This is a genomic window from Colwellia sp. SU-HH01217 (assembly GCF_057543495.1).
The window spans coordinates 59,280-77,907 of record NZ_BAAJLX010000017.1 but is presented as its reverse complement, the minus strand read 5'-3'; the positions used below and the strand labels follow the sequence as shown (position 1 = coordinate 77,907).

The following is an 18,628-nucleotide window of genomic DNA, read 5'->3' as shown; positions in this document are numbered from 1 at the left end:
TTGTTCCTTTGCCGCGTTCGGCTATACCGTCAAATGTTTTGTGCCTAAGTATTCTTAAGTTAGACATACTTTAATGCTTGTAGGATCAATAAATAAAATACCCATCGATTCACCTTTTAGTATCAAAAAATAGCTAGAAAGCGGGACAATTGCTTTGGGCATCACTTCTAAAAATCGAGTGTAGCTCAATAAGATCGGAAAATGTGGACGATAGAATTGAGCAATATAACCTTTATAATAGTTTTTAAAGTCACCAAGGTTTGATGTATGAAAAGCAATAAGTATAGTGATTATTTCGCTTATAGTCATACGGCATGGACGTCTGCGATTGATATTTCCATCAGCAATTAACTGCTTTTCCCACTGCGGAATAAATGCGCGACAAAAATCATCGACATCACTTATATTCGTACACAACAAGGTTGGCTGTATTTAGCTGCCATCATGGATTTATGCTCACGTAAAGTGATCAGTTGGGTGTTTTCAGAAAACCCGAACAGTGAGCTGACGACGAGAGCATTGCGCTTAGCAGTTAATAAACGGCAACCGAATGATAATGTTATCTTTCATAGCGATCAGGGCGTGCAATACACATGCGAAGCATTTCAGCTTTCATTGAAAGATCATGAATTGACTTCAAGTATGAGTCGGCGTGGAAACTGTTTAGATAATGCTGTTACTGAACGCTTTTTTCGTAGCTTGAAATCTGAACAGATTAATTATCGTCGTTATCAAGCAAAACATGAAGCAATAGGAGGTATTATCGATTATATTGAACCGTTTTATAATCAAAAACGGAGACATTATAAATTAGGAAATATTTCACCAGCAGAATATAAAATGAAATTACTAAAAAGTGCCTAAACAAGTCTCTAAATTAAGTTGACCGTCACATAGTGTTTGTTAGTAAAGTAATAGAGAGAAATATCAGAGTAATACAACTTAAAATAACTTGTAACAAAATCTATTACAGAATCTTAAAATACTCTGACTTAATTATTTTATACTACATTAACAACAACAACCTGCAGTTCCCATACAACCAAAACAACCGCCAAATGTTCCTGCGCTACCAAAAGTACCAAAAGTATCCACTCCTGGCTCACCTTTGGGGCCTTCAGGCCCCTGTAGAGCATAAAAAGACGAACGTTCGATTGGTTGAACTTCATGATTCTTGTCAATTATCATATCAAATGAATGATTTTTCTTATCATTATACATTGCTATATCCTTTTTAATTAACAACAACAACCAAAAGAGCCAACTGAACCTAAAGTGCCGCCAAAAGAACCAGCGCACCCCAAAGTGCCAGCACAATCAAAACCGGGCTCACCTTTAGGGCCTTCAGGTCCTTGTTGAGCATAAAATGATGAACGTTCAATTGATTGAATTTCATTATTATTATCTATACTCATATCAAACGAGTGATTTTTCTTATTATACATTGTAATTTCCTTATTAATTAACAACAACAGCCAAAACTACCAACAGTACCAAAGCTACCACCAGCAGTTCCCCAAGTACCAACAGTACCAGCACAATCAAACCCTGGCTCACCTTTAGGGCCTTCAGGACCTTGTTGGGCATAAAATGATGAACGTTCAATTGATTGAATTTCATGGTTCTTGTCAATTATCATATCAAACGAGTGATTTTTTTTATTATACATTGTAATTTCCTTATTAATTAACAACAACAGCCGAAAGATCCTGCAGTACCAAAGCTGCCACCAACCGTTCCAAATGTACCTACAGTACCGGCACAATCAAACCCTGGTTCACCTTTAGGCCCTTCAGGTCCTTGCTCAGCATAAAACGAAGAACGCTCTATTGACTGAACTTCATTATAGTTTTCTATACTCATATCAAATGAATGATTCTTTGTATCTTTAAACATTTTATTTCCTTAAATTAGTTAACAACAGCAGCCCCAACTACCAATTGAGCCAAAAGTACCACCAAAAGTACCAGCACTTCCAAAAGTACCAGCACAATCGTAACCTGACTCTCCTTTAGGACCTTCAGGCCTTTGTACAGCATAGAATGAAGAACGCTCTATAGGTTGTACTTGCGTCTCAATATCGATTGTAAGATCGAAATTGTGACTAAGTTCTTCTTGTATATCCATAGTTAACCTTATTGTTATTTAGTTGATATTATCAACAAGTTAATGATGACCTAGTTCAACCAGCATGCTCAATCGTACAAACAAAACTTACTGAATTTTGGTCGCTTGGTTAACCAGATAATTATAAAGGCTTACCTGGTTATCTATTCGGCAAAGCGGTAAAGCAATAAATTTAGAGAATAAAATTGCTCTTCCACTGTAGCCAAATTTTGAGGATTAAAGACCTAAGCTCCTTAATACCAATAATACTTTTAGTAAAACAAAAATTTTTAGTTGATTATTTATGATGTGTCAGCGCTTAAGCCGTTTCTCTTTGTTGATTAAATACTCGGTTATCTTTAGCGCAGATTCATAACCCCCAGCCAATCTAGGTGAGGTTAGATACTTGTTATTAACAATAATTACTGGAATATTTTTTATTCCAAGAGATTTCACATGCAAAACCGTTTCTTCAAGCTTCGTGGAGACTTCCAAGGATTCATATGCTGCATCTAAATCACTTTTTGTTAAATCTGTATTCGACAGTAAGTATCTTTTTTGACTTGCAACAGTTATTAACTTGTCATTAGTATTATGAATGGTATTAAAGACATTAAAACTCAGCTTGCCGGTTAACGATAAATACTGCAAAATGTAATGAAATTTTGCATGGCTTCTATATCTTTTAGTTAATGGTGCTGGAGTACTTATCACCAACGCATCTCTTTTTAAACTTCCTTGCCATTGTTTAAATATTTTTTCAAACTCAAAACAATGTTTGCAGCCGTACCAAAAAATTTTTTCAACCTGTACTTTATGGCTATGGCTGACCGTACTGTTTTTTTGTGAATTTGTTTCTATTAATTCATAATGCTCACCTAAAACATAGCGGTCGTCCCCTAAAGCAGAATTACCAAAACTTAAACAACAAAAAACAATCCAAATAAGTTGGTGTTTATTAATTTTTTTCATTACACATCCTTTGCAGAAACGCTATCAAAGCTTTTTATTCAATAGTAAAATCAAAAATCTACACAATCATCCTTCATGTAGCCTAGTTAGAATCTCACCTCTGTGATCACCATTTCTATGAGTTTTAACAATGTCACCAGTAATCCTAACAACCTGCTCTAGATATTTATCATCAAGTAACATAGGTATAATACTTTCAACATCATGTTTGAGGTTTTTCACTTTTTCCTCTGTATCACATAAAGAAGTCTGAAACCTCTTCCTCATGGCTAAAGTATCCTTAGCAATCATCTTGATAACTTCAATAATAAGATCTGACTTAGCGATACCAATAGGAGCGAAAGTTAGATGTATGGAAGCACTTTCATTACTCCTTGCTTCATGCATAAAGCCTCTGGGTAAATACAGTAAATCGCCTTTATCTAAAGATACTTCTTGAGGTGGTTCCTGTGAAATATGCCACTGAGGGGTAAACATTTGTTCAGAAATAGGCAGTTTTAGCTGATTTGTATATTTATTATGTATGGACCAGGTCTTTTGACCATGTACCTGTATGACAAATATATCATCCATATCAAAATGAGCACTAAACCCCTGACTAAATGGTGGCGACATATATAAATTCACTCGAATTGGCATGCCAACAATATTTTCTAGCTCTCCACAAAATAAGCCTAGCTCATTAATATGTTGTTCAATATGAGGGATGCGTATTGTGGCACCGGAATCATATTGCTTCAATAAGTGGGAAACATCAGTCCCCGGACTTGGTGAAACTGTTAAAGGTGCAGCATTTTTATTGCCTTGATTGACAATATCTAAATGTGGGTGCATCAAGCCTCCTCCAGTTAGTAAAGAATCAAAACAGTGCAAAGGAAAAAAAACCTCTATATCTGAATCTGATAGCAACTTTTTATTAAAAAATGTCTTTTTCTCCCAATAGTTATCGAAAAAATGTTCTTTGCCAAAACAACCGATAATTTTTTCAATGGATGACTTTGCTAAGTCATCACTACCTTTATTTTGGTTATTAGCTGCCATTATTTATTCCTAGTAAGTAAATGATTCATAGGGGTGAAAATTTGAGAAATTAGTGATAAACCAATAGCTATGCCAAACAAAATAAGGAAATTATATTGATCAGGCGAAAATTGGATATAAGTTGTTTGTAAACCTAGATCTATTTCAATACTTTTGCCTTCAACGTACAAAGCAATAAGTAGACAAGCGATTAGGGCTGAAACAATAGCAATAACAATTGTCTGAAGAAGCATGGATAACTTAATACGTTTGGTAAGAAACCCAATCCAATAAAGCAATTTCAGTTCAGAAACAAGAGAACGAATATGTATTTTTTGTATTGAAATCAGTCCTGTAAGTGCTGCAGGTATAATTAAAACACTAATGATAATTTGTAGTTTAATGATGATAGAAGCAACACTTTGCGACTGCTTGATAAAAAATCTCTTTTCATTTTCTGCACTTAAATTTGAATCTTTACCATTAATAATGTCCATTGCACGATTAAGGTTTACTTTATTACCGCGCAACCGGATTGTACTTACAACATCATTTGAGTCATAACGAAATTGAATTTGAACCAAATCACCAACAAATTCATTTTCTCTAATATCACCACTCATGGAAAATATTCCGGTAATTTTCCAATCTTTCTTGGCTAACTGGACAGTATTTCCTACGGAAAACGCCGGATACTTATTAGCAATACTTTCACCAACAATGACCTCATTTCTACCCGGGCGGAACATTTTACCTTCAGTTATAACAACATCATTATTATATGAAGAAGTATCAACTTCTATGCCTCTTAATCCTAAGTAAATAACCCCGCCCTCAATATCCAATGAAGACGAAAGTAGAACCTGTGGTTCAAACTGCAAATGCTCCAGAGTGCCTATAGAAGATAAATCAGCTTTTAGCTTATTTATATCAGTCTGAACAATAAAGCTCTCGGCCTCACTGTTAGCTGAAGCAGAGCTGACAATTATAGTGTTTGAGTCACCACTTCTTTCAAAGCTATCAATAATTGCACTATGTAGAATGATACCCGAAGCTGAAACCAGCGAGACAATAACCAATAAAAAAATTGCCAGTAATACAATAACTGGGTTCTTTTTTGAAAGTAGAAACTGTAATTTAAATAAAAAATTTACTTCTGAATAACTGTTCATATTAGCGCTCTGCCATCTATGGTATGGGTGGTTTTATGACTTTGTACTATGGCTAATACGAGAAAAGTTATTAACAAAATAGCGACAAAGCTAATTAGCATTATTTCTAACAGATACCACCAGGAAAAAGAGAAAAATGGGATATATTTAGTTAAAGCGGCCTCAAATAAAAAATACAATACTATCGAGGCTAGCCCCCCCAACAAAACACCCAAATAAATAGCACAAGATTGAGCCGCAGTAAGATAATAAAGCTGATTTCGTTTAGAGAAACCTATTAAAAAAGCATCAAAACAACTATTTTTTATTAAGTTACAATGGTAATAGGAAAAAGCAAACATCAGTACGATAGCAACCACAACACCAGAGTAACCATAAGTAATTATTAAATCTCGGATCCCTTTGCCCTGGTTTCTAAAGCTCTGAGCATATTGATCCCTTAAAAAAGAGCGAGTCTGAATTGATCTGTTATCAAATAACGCATCTATTTTTGCCGATATACGAGTGGCATCTTTCCTATCTTTTAACCTAACGAGGATTGAGTTAGCCCCCTGTAACGTTGTCATTTGTCCGTCAGGGCGAATTAAACGATCATGAATAAATAGTGTATAGGCAGGATATATATCATCTTTAACCTTATAGGTTGCTTTAACTTTTAACTTTACAACTGGGCTACCACCACTGGCAGTAAACATATCCGAGGTCAACGAAATACTATCGCCAAGCTTAATCTTTAACTTTTCGGCTAATGTTTCACCAATAATCAAACCACTTGGATCGTCAATCCAGTTATCCATAAGAGACTCAGGTACAATCAAGTCAGTATTAGTTATCATCATGTCACGAGCATTAGAGGCAACAACCGGAACAGTTCGTCTCTCACCATTTAACGTAGCAGGTACGTAATTGTAGGGTGCTACTCCTTCAATGCTATCAATCTCATCTTTAATTTCGTCAATATATCGTATGGGTAGAGGATAACGCGGTGCCATAGCATTGGTTACAACCAAAATAGCATCATCTTCTGCATATATATTGCCCTCATTTGAAAGCAGCACCCCCTTTAATACCATAAGTAAAACAACAATACTGGCAACAAAAAGCAGGAAAATTAAAGTTCCTTTCTCCTCAAGTAATTCTCTGATTCCTAGCTTATAAATAGGGTGTTGTAACATTATGATGCCTCCAGAAAACTACCATTTTCAAGGTTAATAATCCGATCAGCATAATTCTTCGCCATAGGATCATGAGAAGATAATAAAACAGTCTTGCCATGCTCTTCACATAGGTATCTAAGTAATTCAAATATTTTCAGACTCATTTCCTTGTTGAGGTTTCCTGTTGGCTCATCACACAATAAAATATTAGCTCCCCCCACTAATGCTCTAGCAATACCAACTCGTTGCTTTTCCCCACCTGATAACTGGTGTGGTCGGTGCTTTTCCCGGTTAAGTAAGTTCACTAACGACAACGCATCAATGGTCATTTGCTTCCGTTGGGATTTTTTATATGACCTGGTATGCAAAGGAGCCTCAACATTTTCAAAAGCCGTAAGTTGCGATAACAAGCGATAATCTTGATAAACCACTCCTATGGTGCCACTACGAAGCTGCGTTCGTGTATTAAGGTTCAAAGCTTTTAAATCCTGATTTTCCAGTATAATACTCCCGCTAAAGTCAGTATCTAATCCAGCCAACATAGACAAAAATGTTGTTTTACCCGCTCCCGAAGGGCCTGAAATAAGCACCATTTCACTCTTACTCGCACTAAAGTCTACATTAGTCAATATATCTAATTTTTCATAACCTAGATTATAAGATTTAGTTAGTTTTTTTATCTCTATACAAGGTGAACTTTGTGTCATATATTTCTCCAGAAAATAACTGCTTTCAATTTACTCATTCATTTAGCAACTTAATATTGACTTCCATTCCATCAAAGTATTTATCACTAAATGGCAAAGAAATTCCGGCTAAAACCACACCACGTTGACGACTAGACATAGGCTTAACCCATTCCACGTTACTGATGATTTTTGAACTATTATCATAGGGTAATTCCAACTCAACACGGTTGCCACTTTGTGCTTTTGATAAATACTTTTCAGGAATTTCTACCTCAACATATAGATCTACAGGATCCAACAACAAGGCAATACCTGTACGTATATAAGTGCTACCAGATGAAACTGGCGAGACTATTTCGCCCGGTCTGGCGGTAACATCGACAATAACCCCACTAAATGGAGCAAGGATGGTATGTTTTTCTAAATAAAGCTCAGCCTGCATAACAGTGTTTTCAGCATTTTCATTTGCTAACTTTGCCAATTTCCAACGATTATTAGCAATTGTATAATCTTCTTCCGATTGCTCAAAAGCACTAATGGAAAGCAGATTATTGCTTGCTAAGTCCTTATTACGCGATAACCGTCGTTGACTGATATCTCTTGATACTTTAGCTTCTTGCTGTGTTAATAAACTTTGCTTAAGTAGAGTTCTAGCATTGTTTAACTGAAGAATTGCATCACGTGAATCTAACTCGGCAATGATACTTCCTTGCTTTACTGTCTGCCCTATTTCGACAAATAACGCTTTAATCTTTCCAGCTATATCTGATGACAAGGCTATTTTATTTCGAGCGACAACATAACCACTAACTTCAAGCGAATTGTTATCAACATTTAAAGCTAATGAACTATCCTCAACAGCTTCGCTATCATCGATAACTCCAGCAATATTTTCAGACTGAGCTTGATCAAGCTGAACTTTATCTTTTTTTATTTGTTGCATAACAAAAAACACTAAAACCGTTAGCAAAATAATGACTGAAATACTGGCTATAAAAGATTTATAAGGTAACTTCTTATTTATCGCTGACTGCGCATAACTTGATTCTTTTCCTCTGTGAATTATACGGTCCATTATTTCCTGGTTGCTTGAGGTACCTTCCTCTGAGCGAAGCTTCAAAACTTTATTTGTATTATCAATCATATTTACAATCCCAAACTAAACTTAATCAAGCAGGTGTCTGCTAGAAAACAATATTGTTATTACAAATGAAACCAGATGAGTGAAGTAAAAACCTCTAACAAGAACAGCTTGCATAAGACTACTTTTACCAGCAACACGCGCTCTATATCTGCTTAATGCCTTGCTAGCATCTGACTCACTGTTAAAGCCGCCATCAACAAGCACTCGCCAATTAAACATTATAGTAACGACTGCCAATACTCCGGAAATACTTGAGCCAACCTCTGCGTGATATAACATTAGTCCAGCTAAATTAGCCAAAATAATATTGCCTAACACACCGGCCATAGGGATCCAAAACTGTGGCGGCAAAAAGCTAGACAACATGAGCTTCTTCACTTCGGTAAAAGGTCTGTGCGAAAACCCTCCTAATAACTGAATCCCCACTTTACTGACAGGATAGTTAAATGATCTTGCGACAAACGCATGGCAGAACTCATGAATTATAGGAAAAAGGATCAGGTAAATAATTGTGCCATACATCCACTCTTTGCTGACTGCTGGTGCAAACAGTGTCCCTTGACTGAGTAATAATAGCGAAATATTTACCACTAAAGCTGTTAGTAATATCAACCAATATACAACGTTAAGTTGCTTGGCATTAAAGATTACATTTAAAGGCCAAGACAACACAGTTGCTAATGCATCATATATCCTTGTTACTAAATCAGATGAAAGTATCTTATGACCTTGTCTTCCATTTCGTCCTGCAATTAACCCCCATTTCTTTAGTTCAGCAATAAGGTAACTGAGTCTTTTAATATCCAATTGCTTGTCTAAATCACTGTCAGTGGTATTGATCCCCTTTTGTAGGTGTGATACCAAAAGCTGATCAGAATGGTGAAGTCGCAAAGGCTGACGATCATCATCAGGGATAAGTACAATTGCACCTTGATCGTCCATATGAACTTCAACTTTCGGATCTAATATAACAACAGACATATATTTACCTTATTTAAGTTTAGGCGTAGGCCCTAAACAAAGTGCGAGAGGGATAAAGCGAGATAAGTCATGCTCTTCCAGTATTGAGCGAATTTCGCCCTCAAAAACACCACCGCATGCACTGCCAGCATAGCCAATATCTTGTAAATGCAACCAAATATCACCTACAATTCCACCACACATTTTAAATGCGACATCCAATTGAAATAGTCCGTTATCATGCAAGTTTTTAGCTATATTGACATTAGGAAGCGCAATAACACTCGCTTTACAAAGCATATGTTGAGATAAAATTCTACTATGCTGCTCTCGAGGAAATGACTTGATACATTTAAGAGGTTCTTGCCCTTTGAGTAAATAAAAGCCATCCTCGGCATCAGATAATTTAGCCAGTAATAAAACCGAAACCTCTAAATCTTTACCGGATGCGTTTAGAACGTTTGCTTGAGATATTGAAATTTTTGAAGTTAAGTTAGCAAAATCTTCATAGGATATATTATCAACGTGCCACTCCCTTGTAGCAAAGCGCCCTCTGATTAATTGCACTAGTTGATGGTAATCATGGTCAAAATGATTTTTTATTACCAAGCTGGTATCCGTATCATTAAATGCAGTAATCCCTGTCAATAACATTCCGCTGCGTTCTATTCCTAAGCTTTCAAGGATCCGTTTTTCATTATCCAAACTAAGTGAAGCGCTGTTAATGCCTTGAGTTACTGCAAGGTTAGTAATATAAGATGACATTATTCCAGCATCGTACCAACTAATATTATAACTAAAAGCGCCGTATTTACTGGCAACCTTAGGGGTGTTGGCAATACTTAATAAAACAAGCTTCGCATCTCGGCAAGCTCCGGATAATTTAAATATATTCTCTGATGAAACCAGAGGTAATCTTTCTAAACTATTTTCCTGGTTATCGAACCAGAAAACCCCATCTTCCATACCCTCTATATCTTTTACCAAGACAACGGCTAAGGGAGAACCCAAATTACCACCTGTTGGACAACAACGATGAGGACTTCCATTTCTTTGTTCATAACCTAAAGAAAAATGTAATAGCTGACTCACCGTTTGGCTATTAAGACCTCTTTCAAAGTTACTCTCAGTCTCACTACTAATTTTAGTCAGTGCAACATTCTCTCCGGTATAAAAAACCGGGCTACGCTCATATATTGCTTTAACGTTTTTAGCTTTATAATGATTGTGATAGGCCTTGGGTGCACTGACATCGATACTTTGCAATGCCACTTTGCAATACCTTTCCCAAGCATCGAAATCAGCAATATCAGGATCAATATTTAATGACTGAGGATTACCGGTATTATCCCAGCTATACACACGGGCAACACTGTGTGTTTTAACGACTTGTCGTTCATTAACCCATTGATATTCTATATAGCTATTTATCCAAGTATCAAAGCTTACCCCTGAAAGAAAGTTAACAATATTATTAACTACTAAAGCAGACCAAAAATTTAGATCCGATGAGGCAAATGTAGGCTCTTTTTGTAAAGGTGTATTCTGTTCCCTATAACATAAATAACTTGCAGAACGCTTAGGCAAGACCAGAGGTCCAAAACGTACTTTTTTCCCATTCATTTCAATGTTAAGTGCCATACAGTTATTTTTAGCTGCTTCATTGAATAACCCAGTTGGCTCAGCTAAACTGCCATCAGAAAGTACAAGTAAAAAACTAGCATCCTTAGGCAAGGTATCCTTAGCATCGATAAATCTACACGTTTTCCCTATAACCTCTTCAATTTGACTCGCTATTTCTGTCCTTATTTCCTCAGGTACAACGAATACCAAAGAATGATCTTTTAAGCGTTTCATTCCCTGATATCCAGATTTATTCGCTAAGGTATAGCCACTCACAAAATCAAAATATCGACTGTTTGATGATAAAGTAAAATCCAGAGTACCATCTCGTAAAAAACCAGATAAAAACAAATTTGCCAATAACTCTTTGCGATCAATCTGACTCAAGTTTTCCGAAGGCTGTATAAGTTCATTAATGGTTCTGCTACCGTCAAGCAATGGAAGAAACTCGGAAAGTTTACTTTTTATGCCGAAACCATCAAATATCTCCATCCCCTCCACACCAAGTACAGAAAGACCTTTTTTGTAGGGAAATACTTGTAACCCCTCAGCTATTCTAGGTTGATCAATCAACTGATTTTTTAGTTCTGCATCTTCTACTATCATATCCCAATATTGAATATCCATAACGCTATTAGTCATTATCCTTCCCTTGAAAACAAAAATGATATCTCTTGTTTAAGCTGTGAATGAAATCGTTCAGCGGGCTCAATCGTTTTCTGGTGATTACATTCACAGCCATGTATAGAAATTGTTAAGGCATCTGTGACTTCACACGAAAGCAAGTCCACCTTCCGAATAAATCCACCATTTACATTGTGTTGAGTTAGCTGTCTGATTGATTCAGATACCGCCATCATTACAGTTGAAGGTAAATACCCCTGAAATTCAAATGTCGATTTATGTTCTTTTGAATTATCAACAAAATATTCCAGAGTAGCTAAGCCCGGAGAGCCAGGGTTTGCGATATACCTTTTACTTGAGCAATCAAAACAAGGTGAAGCGTCAGAATCGATCAACGGACCAACCCTAAGAAACCTAGGGCCTAAATAAACACTGGTCCAGCGAATATTCAATTGCTTAAACAGCTTGGCAAGGCTTTTTTCATGACCTATTTTCAACCCTGATTGCACAAAGATAACCTTACTTTCACTACTCATGTTTTCAGTTATCAAGTCAATATTAAGCTGATCATGATGGTAGGCTTTTACCTTATCCTGACTAACAAGCTTTAGTTTTTCTGAAAAGTCTTCGCCAAACTGGCCATTATAAATTAGGTGTATAGTCATTTTCATACTCAGGCAAAAGGTTGTGGGAAAGGATTAACGCCTTCAACATTAAAGTCATTAATACCTAGAAATTTAGCAAACTCCTTTAATCTTGGGTGTTGTAAAAACCGCGCTCTGCAATGATAAGATAAAGGCATTAACTGAGGAATAACCACTCTTACGGCTCTTAAACCAGAATCTTTAAATTCATCCGGTGTTAGCTCAGACACTATTACTTCAATTTTCTTTTCTTTTAATTTAGAAACTAACCATTCAACTTTACTTTTTGTGCTAGAAAATTCTCCTACAGACATCTGAGAAATATTTCGCGAGTTGCTATTGCCAATCAAAAAATCAAACTTGTCTGAATGCTCAGGTGTTCCCATAAACTTGGCGCCATGCTCAAGTTTAAAACATTCCTGGATACTGTTTGGTGTATAAGGGTAAGCATCTACAGCTAACCGAGTTGATACTGCTTCTCTCATAGCCTTAGCGCATGCTGAGTATGGGTCAAGATCACTAGCAGCGGTGACGACATTGACAACTCTTGGATGCCCTTTACAATTCAAAATCCCATAAACAACTGGAATACCTAAATCAGTTGTCGCATCAAACAAGTATTGCTTTACATTGCTTTTCTCAAAAGAGGCAAATCTGTCGCTATATTGTTCTGGAACTGCACTGTCAAACTTGATATGCGGCAACTGCAAACTTAATAACCAAGTTAGAGAAATTGAATCTCGCTCAACAACTTCTAAAATAGCCCTACTGATCGCCTCATAAATATCAGTATGAACGGCAACCCCAGTTGAAATTGGCAAACTAAATGCTTCAGCTCTACGTACTGAACTTGATATATGGGTCAAAGATAAAGGCACATATTTATTTTGCCCTGAAATCATTGATAATCCTTTTATCCAGCGTATTTTACTGTTTGGATTAAAAGGAACTACCGGGCACTGATCGTGTGCGTATTCTTCTTTTGTACACTTTGGAAATAGCGTCCAATCAATTGCATCTTTGCCAAGCTCATTTGCCGTACAGGTTATATATTCATCGGGTCTGATGACAACCATGGCATATCTTTCTGCAGCTTCAGCAACCGCTTTCATCATTGACGTTGAATAGTCCTCATCAGCACAACCTCCAGCCAGATTGCTTTCTGCAAACCTGCCCCCACTACCAGTCCTTAACTCGGGAAGCAAAGTAGAAATATCGGCAACAGAAGATGAAGCAACGACTAAAGAGGGCTGAGATATATCATTTGGTCTAGTTGCTGCTGGCAAACCAACTAACCCGGCAAAAGGCTGAGCAAGTTTGGTAAAACAATACTCTTCATCCAGTTGATTTAATATTGGTAGATTCAAAGAGCCCATTTAACTTTCCTTCGACTTAGCTTCAACTGAAACCATCAATGCAAAATATGCAGCGTCAATAACAGTAAACCCAAGTTTATTTGTAAGAGATAACCAAGTATTTTTTAATACGCTCTGTTTACTTTGTTCTGTTTGTAAACTTCTTATAATTTGACTTAATTCAAGCAGTTCATTGTCAAAAGAATGATCTGATGCCGATTGAGAAATAAAGGAGACATTCTTTTTCTGTAACGCATTAATATTTCTTCTGAGCTTATTCATGTAAAAGCTTGGATCATTGGTAATTTCTAACAATTGCTGCGCTAACTGAAATGATTCAATACCAATCAACTGGCTTTCCGAGCTTTGTTTCATCAATAGGTACAACAGAGTTGGCGCAATCGATTTTCGATCTAAAACTCCGTGCAGTTCTTCTTTAAGCAAACATGCAACCAGTTCAATAGTTTTTTGCTCTGCCTGCCACCAATCGGCTGATAATATGGTGAGTTCTGAAACATCTATTTTTTGCGTTCTCACACCGTAAGGTGAGTCTTGTAACTCTTTATGTTGCTCAGAAGATACAGCAACAAGTGGTGACATTTCCAAGCGATCATCACTCTTTAAATTATCAGAGATAACATCCTCAAAATAATCAATATAATGATTGCTATCATCATTTTCTATTTCCATTAAGACTTGCAACATAGGTAAGCCTTGCTCGCCTCGTTGAACACTCAATTTAGTGACGTTAGGATCTGCAATTAATTGGGGGATACTCTCCATTAATAATTGCTCTAAACCTCCTTCTATTTCACCCGTACCAATAGAGTATTGAACCATATCTTTATTTGTATTACTGACTGAATCTAACACGTTTTTCTTTCCTTACATTCTGTTATCTGATGTTTCGAATTTAAAAAAGCGGATTGCCAACACTGAAAATAGTATCAACCAAAAACTCATCATTGCGATATTAAAAGCGAGCGTAAATGTGCCGGGTTGACCGGTCGAAATCTGGCGTAGAGCATCTGTTAAGTAAGTAGGAGCTAGCAACAACGACAATGGCTTTGCAACAGGGTGTTGGCTGGCTTGAAACAATATGTCGGAAAAAAACCAAAAACATAAACCAATAAGGGTAACAATAGCACCTCCATTGCGCTGAGAAGGTAGTAAACCTCCCAAAACATATCCTAAAGCTATCATCATGGCTGAACCCAGAAAGTATACTAAGGTAAACTGAAATAACTTATCTGCTAATGTAAAACCAGCAACCGTATTCGCAATTAGCATAAGTACAATGTAGCAAGCGACGGTAAATAATAAGCGAAAACACAACTCAGAAATAAACATAGGAAAAATGCTACGACTGACAGATGATATAACTCTAAAGCTGCCCTCTGCCCGGTCAGATAAAATTAAATTAGCCGTAGAAGTGGTCGCTATTTGAATCAATATCATGACAAACAGCCCTGGTAAAATAAATGCCAGATAATCATTCCCTTCTATTTCATTTCTTTTTACTTCAACTTTGTTAACAATATAATTATTTTCCCCAATTTCCCCTGCGGCCATCAAAATAGCCTCTAACCAAGGTAAATAACCCTGTCGAAGATGGAATGTTACGGTTTTACCGTCTGAAGAAGATCTGATAATACCGTCATACTCTTTAGCATTAATGCGCTGGCCATCAAAGGCTTGCTTAAGCTCTTTAATATCAACTAACCCGGTATTAATTAGACTATCAATTACGACTTCATCTGTTTGCTCATAAGTCACCCCCAGTCTTAATGCCGCTGGTTTATCAACATCAGCAGTAGCATCCATAAATAAAAACAAAAAAATAACAGGAAACGCTAATGGCATCACACTAGCCACAAAGTTACGCTGAAAGCTGTGGTAACAACGAATAAAAAATGCCTTATACATGACGAGCCTCCAGGGACGGCATAAGAGGCTCACCGGTAAGGTGTAAAAATACATCTTCTAAATTTGCTCTCTCCAGCGCGAGATCAAGCACCTCAAACTCTGTTTGATTAAGTACTTCTTTCATGAGCGTCTTCCCTACTTTAATTGAGTCAATATTTTTGCTGCACCTGATAATTTCGCCATGCAATGAATAATCAACGTCACCAATTCTTTCCTGAAGGTGATATAAAGCTTCTTGGTTTACAGACACATTTAATGTAATATTTTTACAGTGTTCATAGATAATCTGTGTTGGGGTACCAGCTGCTATGACCTTACCAGCATCTAAAATATAAACTCGATCACACAGCAATTCAGCTTCTTCCATTTGATGAGTTGATATTAAAACTGCTGAATTAGACTCCTTAGCAATTTTGGAAATCAGATCCCAAACAACTCGTCTACCATGTGGATCAAGTTCTGATGTTGGTTCATCAAGTAAAATCAAACTCGGTCCCCACATTAAACCGATTAATATTGCTAGCCTTTGTCTTTGTCCGCCTGAAAGCTTACCAATACGACTATCGAGTTTAATATCCAACTCTAAAGCACGTGCTAAAGCAATTGTTTCAAACTTAGGATCTTTTATATTTGAAAAAAATGAGATGACTTCCTTTACCGATGAATACGATGAAAAAGTAGGTCGTTGCAATACTAGACCAATGTTGCCTTTCACTAAGTCTTTTTCAATAGATATATCTTTATCAGTAAAAGAGATACGTCCCTCGTCAAACCCTTCTATACCTTCACATAATCGTAAGAGTGTTGATTTCCCTGCACCATTAGGCCCCAAAACCCCGACTATTTCACCAGCCTTTACATACAAATTAACTCTATTCAATGCGATAAAATTACCGTAACTTTTAGTTAAATTACTTATTTCTAGTGACATGTTTTACTCGTATAATTAGGAAAAAGCTCACACTTGCGTTAAGAACATCGAACAACATAGTCCATTCTTCTAACCTGAAATTACATACAGATATTTTTCAGGCAGCAAAAAAATTAGCTTGCTTCGGCACCAATGACACGATCGGTACTGTTTTTATTGGAGTTTTGCTTTCAGAAGTAATGTGATTATTTAGTTAGTTTCGATTTATATCTGTTTTAATAGTCGTAATCCAAACATATACAATTGAAATAGTAACAAAAACAGAAGCAATGCCTGTTTTGAAGTACCACGATTGATGGCTTACAATTTGGTCTAAATAAAAGCTAATAATAGATAGAATTATACAAGAGATGACAAAGAGTATAATTCTTGGGAACTTTTCTTTTTTTGGTTTCATATCAATTCCATTTAAAATTAGAAAGGCATTAATCCTTCAAGCCTTTTCACATGACGCCAATATACTGTATACAATAAAAAGAGTTATTACAACAAATAATATAATTATATTTTGAACTTTTTAACTAAAGCAGATCAGTGCCATTGTTTGGTGATTTATTAAACAGTATGGGAAGTCCAGTCAGTCTATGGAAAAGCATTCCACTCACACCCTGTATTTTCAAGAAACTGCCAGTACCTTTTTATAGCTCTAACACAACAAGAAATGTCAGATGTATTTCGAATGTTTTGAAGATAATTAAGCCATAGGTTAACTGGAAGAATGTACTCATTTTCTTTTGAGTAGAAAGTTGGAAAGCCTTTTAATAAAAAGTCTTTTGAAATTTTTGACGCTGGATATATAGGAGGGACATAGAAGTTTTTTGAACGAATAACAGAAACCATACTAACCCCCATAAAAGTGAACTCTATTGAGGTTAGTATGTTTTTCAGATTTTACAAATCTACACAGTAGGTTTTCCAGACCTCAATCTAAAGGGTAACAAACTCTTCCGCCGAAGTAGGGTGAATCGCGATAGTGTTGTCAAAATCAGCTTTGGTGGCGCCCATTTTCATGGCGACGGCAAAACCTTGTAATAACTCATCGCTACCAAAGCCAATACTGTGTATACCCACTATTTTGTCATGGTCTCCCGCGCATATTAGTTTCATGCGAGTAGGATCTCGATAATCAGTGGTAATGGCTTGATACAAAGCGGTAAATTGCGATGTGTAAACTTTAATATTTTCTTCGCCATATTCTTGTTTAGCTTCGGCTTCAGTTAAACCCACTGTGCCAATAACTGGGTGGCTAAAGACCACAGTTGCTATGGTTGAATAGTCTAAGTGCTCGTCAGGTTTGTTGTTAAATAATCGCTCTGCTAAACGACGACCTGCTGCCACAGCCACAGGCGTTAATTGTGCTCTACCCGTGTTGTCTCCTACCGCATAAATACCTGCGACATCGGTATTTTGATACTTATCCGTTGGGATAAATCCACGCTCATTTAATTCAATACCCGTTGCAGCTAAATTAATATTATCTGTGGCGGGTTCTCGGCCAATAGCCCAAACAACTGTATCAACTGGTTCGAGCGCTTTACCGTTTGTTAAATGAAGTACTAAACGACCATCCGCTAATTTTTCAATACGCTCTGGCGTACTGTGATTATGAAGTGTTGGTCCGTGACGTTCCATTTGCTCAACTAAGGTATCGCTTAGCATGTCATCAAAGCTGCGCAGTGGTTTTTCATTACGTACAACCAAGCTAGTTTGGGTGCCTAACGCATGAAATACACCAGCAAGCTCAACAGCAATATAGCCTGCACCAATAACTGCTACACTTTTAGGTTGCTCGGTAAGCGCAAAAAAACCATCTGAATCTATACCAAACTCCGCCCCTTCAATGGTTGGAATTTGAGGGCGTCCACCCGTGGCAATAACTATGTGATCGGCGGTATACAGCTCACCATCAACTTCTACCGTATTTTTATCAACAAACTTAGCGAAACCATTAATTACCGTTACACCATTGCTAGCAAAACCACGACCATAAGCAGCATGAATGCGTTCAATATAGGCTTCACGATTTTTGACTAATGTGGCCCAGTCAAACGACTGTAAAGGCGCTTTAAAACCAAAATCTGCAGCATAATGAAGTGCATCAGATATTTGGCCAGCATACCACATGGCTTTTTTAGGCACACAACCAACGTTAACACAGGTGCCACCAATTGCTTTTGCTTCAATAACAGCGGCTTTTTGTCCATGTTTAGCGGCTCGGTTCGCAGAGGCAATACCACCACTACCTGCACCAATGGCTAAAAAATCAAAATGTTGTTTGATTGCTTGTGTCATAAATAAAACCTCG

The 18,628-nt window shown here is 36.9% G+C and carries 20 protein-coding genes and 1 pseudogene; 1 reads left to right on the top strand and 20 read right to left on the bottom strand.

Annotation, left to right across the window (positions count from 1 at the left end; translation table 11 throughout):
• Positions 1-420 (bottom strand): annotated as a pseudogene (locus AC27G3_RS16610) (transposase); the annotation flags it as partial.
• Between the two features lie 24 nt (positions 421-444).
• Between AC27G3_RS16610 and AC27G3_RS16605 the strand changes: the two are divergent.
• Entirely contained in the window at positions 445-864 is a 420-nt protein-coding gene (locus AC27G3_RS16605) for an IS3 family transposase (RefSeq protein ID WP_487123494.1), read from the top strand.
• A 147-nt stretch (positions 865-1,011) separates the two neighbouring features.
• Here the strand turns inward: AC27G3_RS16605 and AC27G3_RS16600 are convergent, their stop codons facing one another.
• The 19 genes from AC27G3_RS16600 to gorA all read right to left on the bottom strand — a co-directional run bounded on the left by AC27G3_RS16600 (position 1,012) and on the right by gorA (position 18,615).
• Positions 1,012-1,221 carry a hypothetical protein gene (locus AC27G3_RS16600; RefSeq protein WP_487123492.1) on the bottom strand — a complete coding sequence of 70 codons (210 nt, stop codon included), beginning with the start codon at positions 1,219-1,221 and terminating at the stop codon, positions 1,012-1,014.
• A 17-nt stretch (positions 1,222-1,238) separates the two neighbouring features.
• Positions 1,239-1,445 carry a hypothetical protein gene (locus tag AC27G3_RS16595; RefSeq protein ID WP_487123490.1) on the bottom strand — a complete coding sequence of 69 codons (207 nt, stop codon included), beginning with the start codon at positions 1,443-1,445 and terminating at the stop codon, positions 1,239-1,241.
• 17 nt (positions 1,446-1,462) lie between these two features.
• Positions 1,463-1,669, bottom strand: coding sequence for a hypothetical protein (locus AC27G3_RS16590; RefSeq protein ID WP_487123488.1), 207 nt, complete (start codon positions 1,667-1,669; stop codon positions 1,463-1,465).
• Positions 1,670-1,686: 17 nt separating this feature from the next.
• Positions 1,687-1,896 carry a hypothetical protein gene (locus AC27G3_RS16585; protein WP_487123486.1) on the bottom strand — a complete coding sequence of 70 codons (210 nt, stop codon included), beginning with the start codon at positions 1,894-1,896 and terminating at the stop codon, positions 1,687-1,689.
• Positions 1,897-1,914: 18 nt separating this feature from the next.
• Entirely contained in the window at positions 1,915-2,127 is a 213-nt protein-coding gene (locus tag AC27G3_RS16580) for a hypothetical protein (protein WP_487123484.1), read from the bottom strand.
• Between the two features lie 291 nt (positions 2,128-2,418).
• Positions 2,419-3,078, bottom strand: a complete 660-nt coding sequence (locus tag AC27G3_RS16575) for a thioredoxin domain-containing protein (RefSeq protein ID WP_487123482.1) — start codon at positions 3,076-3,078, stop codon at positions 2,419-2,421.
• A 66-nt stretch (positions 3,079-3,144) separates the two neighbouring features.
• Positions 3,145-4,119: a JmjC domain-containing protein gene (locus tag AC27G3_RS16570; RefSeq protein WP_487123480.1), complete on the bottom strand. Its 975-nt coding sequence runs from the start codon at positions 4,117-4,119 to the stop codon at positions 3,145-3,147.
• Positions 4,119-5,270, bottom strand: a complete 1,152-nt coding sequence (locus tag AC27G3_RS16565; protein WP_487123478.1) for an ABC transporter permease — start codon at positions 5,268-5,270, stop codon at positions 4,119-4,121. Before AC27G3_RS16565 ends, AC27G3_RS16570 begins: the two co-directional genes overlap by 1 nt.
• Positions 5,267-6,445 (bottom strand): ABC transporter permease, encoded by a 1,179-nt coding sequence (locus AC27G3_RS16560; protein WP_487123476.1) that lies wholly within the window; start codon positions 6,443-6,445, stop codon positions 5,267-5,269. Before AC27G3_RS16560 ends, AC27G3_RS16565 begins: the two co-directional genes overlap by 4 nt.
• Positions 6,445-7,134, bottom strand: a complete 690-nt coding sequence (locus AC27G3_RS16555; protein ID WP_487123474.1) for an ABC transporter ATP-binding protein — start codon at positions 7,132-7,134, stop codon at positions 6,445-6,447. Before AC27G3_RS16555 ends, AC27G3_RS16560 begins: the two co-directional genes overlap by 1 nt.
• 34 nt (positions 7,135-7,168) lie before the next feature.
• Complete coding sequence (locus AC27G3_RS16550; RefSeq protein WP_487123472.1) at positions 7,169-8,260, bottom strand: efflux RND transporter periplasmic adaptor subunit; 1,092 nt, start codon at positions 8,258-8,260, stop codon at positions 7,169-7,171.
• Positions 8,261-8,281: 21 nt separating this feature from the next.
• On the bottom strand, positions 8,282-9,241 hold the full coding sequence (locus tag AC27G3_RS16545; protein WP_487123470.1) for a zinc metalloprotease: 960 nt from the start codon (positions 9,239-9,241) through the stop codon (positions 8,282-8,284).
• Positions 9,242-9,250: 9 nt separating this feature from the next.
• Positions 9,251-11,485: a nitroreductase family protein gene (locus AC27G3_RS16540; protein ID WP_487123468.1), complete on the bottom strand. Its 2,235-nt coding sequence runs from the start codon at positions 11,483-11,485 to the stop codon at positions 9,251-9,253.
• Positions 11,485-12,132: a hypothetical protein gene (locus AC27G3_RS16535; RefSeq protein WP_487123466.1), complete on the bottom strand. Its 648-nt coding sequence runs from the start codon at positions 12,130-12,132 to the stop codon at positions 11,485-11,487. The genes AC27G3_RS16540 and AC27G3_RS16535 overlap by 1 nt, the downstream gene beginning before the upstream one ends.
• A gap of 8 nt (positions 12,133-12,140) precedes the next feature.
• On the bottom strand, positions 12,141-13,487 hold the full coding sequence (locus AC27G3_RS16530) for a YcaO-like family protein (RefSeq protein WP_487123464.1): 1,347 nt from the start codon (positions 13,485-13,487) through the stop codon (positions 12,141-12,143).
• Complete coding sequence (locus AC27G3_RS16525) at positions 13,488-14,339, bottom strand: hypothetical protein (protein WP_487123462.1); 852 nt, start codon at positions 14,337-14,339, stop codon at positions 13,488-13,490.
• 12 nt (positions 14,340-14,351) lie between these two features.
• Positions 14,352-15,392 (bottom strand): ABC transporter permease, encoded by a 1,041-nt coding sequence (locus AC27G3_RS16520; protein WP_487123460.1) that lies wholly within the window; start codon positions 15,390-15,392, stop codon positions 14,352-14,354.
• Positions 15,385-16,323, bottom strand: a complete 939-nt coding sequence (locus tag AC27G3_RS16515) for an ABC transporter ATP-binding protein (RefSeq protein WP_487123458.1) — start codon at positions 16,321-16,323, stop codon at positions 15,385-15,387. Before AC27G3_RS16515 ends, AC27G3_RS16520 begins: the two co-directional genes overlap by 8 nt.
• A gap of 927 nt (positions 16,324-17,250) precedes the next feature.
• A complete protein-coding gene (gene gorA, locus AC27G3_RS16510; protein ID WP_487123456.1) occupies positions 17,251-18,615 on the bottom strand; it encodes a glutathione-disulfide reductase in 1,365 nt (454 codons plus the stop codon).
• Positions 18,616-18,628 lie beyond the last annotated feature (13 nt).

Excerpts from the sequence above, each read along its gene's own strand:
- AC27G3_RS16590 (WP_487123488.1), bottom strand. The coding sequence starts at position 1,669 with ATGTATAATAAAAAAAATCACTCGTTTGATATGATAATTGACAAGAAC.
- AC27G3_RS16555 (WP_487123474.1), bottom strand. The coding sequence starts at position 7,134 with ATGACACAAAGTTCACCTTGTATAGAGATAAAAAAACTAACTAAATCT.
- AC27G3_RS16535 (WP_487123466.1), bottom strand. The coding sequence starts at position 12,132 with ATGACTATACACCTAATTTATAATGGCCAGTTTGGCGAAGACTTTTCA.
- AC27G3_RS16600 (WP_487123492.1), bottom strand. The coding sequence starts at position 1,221 with ATGTATAATGATAAGAAAAATCATTCATTTGATATGATAATTGACAAG.
- gorA (WP_487123456.1), bottom strand. The coding sequence starts at position 18,615 with ATGACACAAGCAATCAAACAACATTTTGATTTTTTAGCCATTGGTGCA.
- AC27G3_RS16575 (WP_487123482.1), bottom strand. The coding sequence starts at position 3,078 with ATGAAAAAAATTAATAAACACCAACTTATTTGGATTGTTTTTTGTTGT.
- AC27G3_RS16565 (WP_487123478.1), bottom strand. The coding sequence starts at position 5,270 with ATGAACAGTTATTCAGAAGTAAATTTTTTATTTAAATTACAGTTTCTA.
- AC27G3_RS16540 (WP_487123468.1), bottom strand. The coding sequence starts at position 11,485 with ATGACTAATAGCGTTATGGATATTCAATATTGGGATATGATAGTAGAA.
- AC27G3_RS16605 (WP_487123494.1), top strand. The coding sequence starts at position 445 with ATGGATTTATGCTCACGTAAAGTGATCAGTTGGGTGTTTTCAGAAAAC.
- AC27G3_RS16545 (WP_487123470.1), bottom strand. The coding sequence starts at position 9,241 with ATGTCTGTTGTTATATTAGATCCGAAAGTTGAAGTTCATATGGACGAT.
- AC27G3_RS16595 (WP_487123490.1), bottom strand. The coding sequence starts at position 1,445 with ATGTATAATAAGAAAAATCACTCGTTTGATATGAGTATAGATAATAAT.
- AC27G3_RS16560 (WP_487123476.1), bottom strand. The coding sequence starts at position 6,445 with ATGTTACAACACCCTATTTATAAGCTAGGAATCAGAGAATTACTTGAG.
- AC27G3_RS16530 (WP_487123464.1), bottom strand. The coding sequence starts at position 13,487 with ATGGGCTCTTTGAATCTACCAATATTAAATCAACTGGATGAAGAGTAT.
- AC27G3_RS16570 (WP_487123480.1), bottom strand. The coding sequence starts at position 4,119 with ATGGCAGCTAATAACCAAAATAAAGGTAGTGATGACTTAGCAAAGTCA.
- AC27G3_RS16550 (WP_487123472.1), bottom strand. The coding sequence starts at position 8,260 with ATGATTGATAATACAAATAAAGTTTTGAAGCTTCGCTCAGAGGAAGGT.
- AC27G3_RS16585 (WP_487123486.1), bottom strand. The coding sequence starts at position 1,896 with ATGTTTAAAGATACAAAGAATCATTCATTTGATATGAGTATAGAAAAC.
- AC27G3_RS16520 (WP_487123460.1), bottom strand. The coding sequence starts at position 15,392 with ATGTATAAGGCATTTTTTATTCGTTGTTACCACAGCTTTCAGCGTAAC.
- AC27G3_RS16580 (WP_487123484.1), bottom strand. The coding sequence starts at position 2,127 with ATGGATATACAAGAAGAACTTAGTCACAATTTCGATCTTACAATCGAT.
- AC27G3_RS16515 (WP_487123458.1), bottom strand. The coding sequence starts at position 16,323 with ATGTCACTAGAAATAAGTAATTTAACTAAAAGTTACGGTAATTTTATC.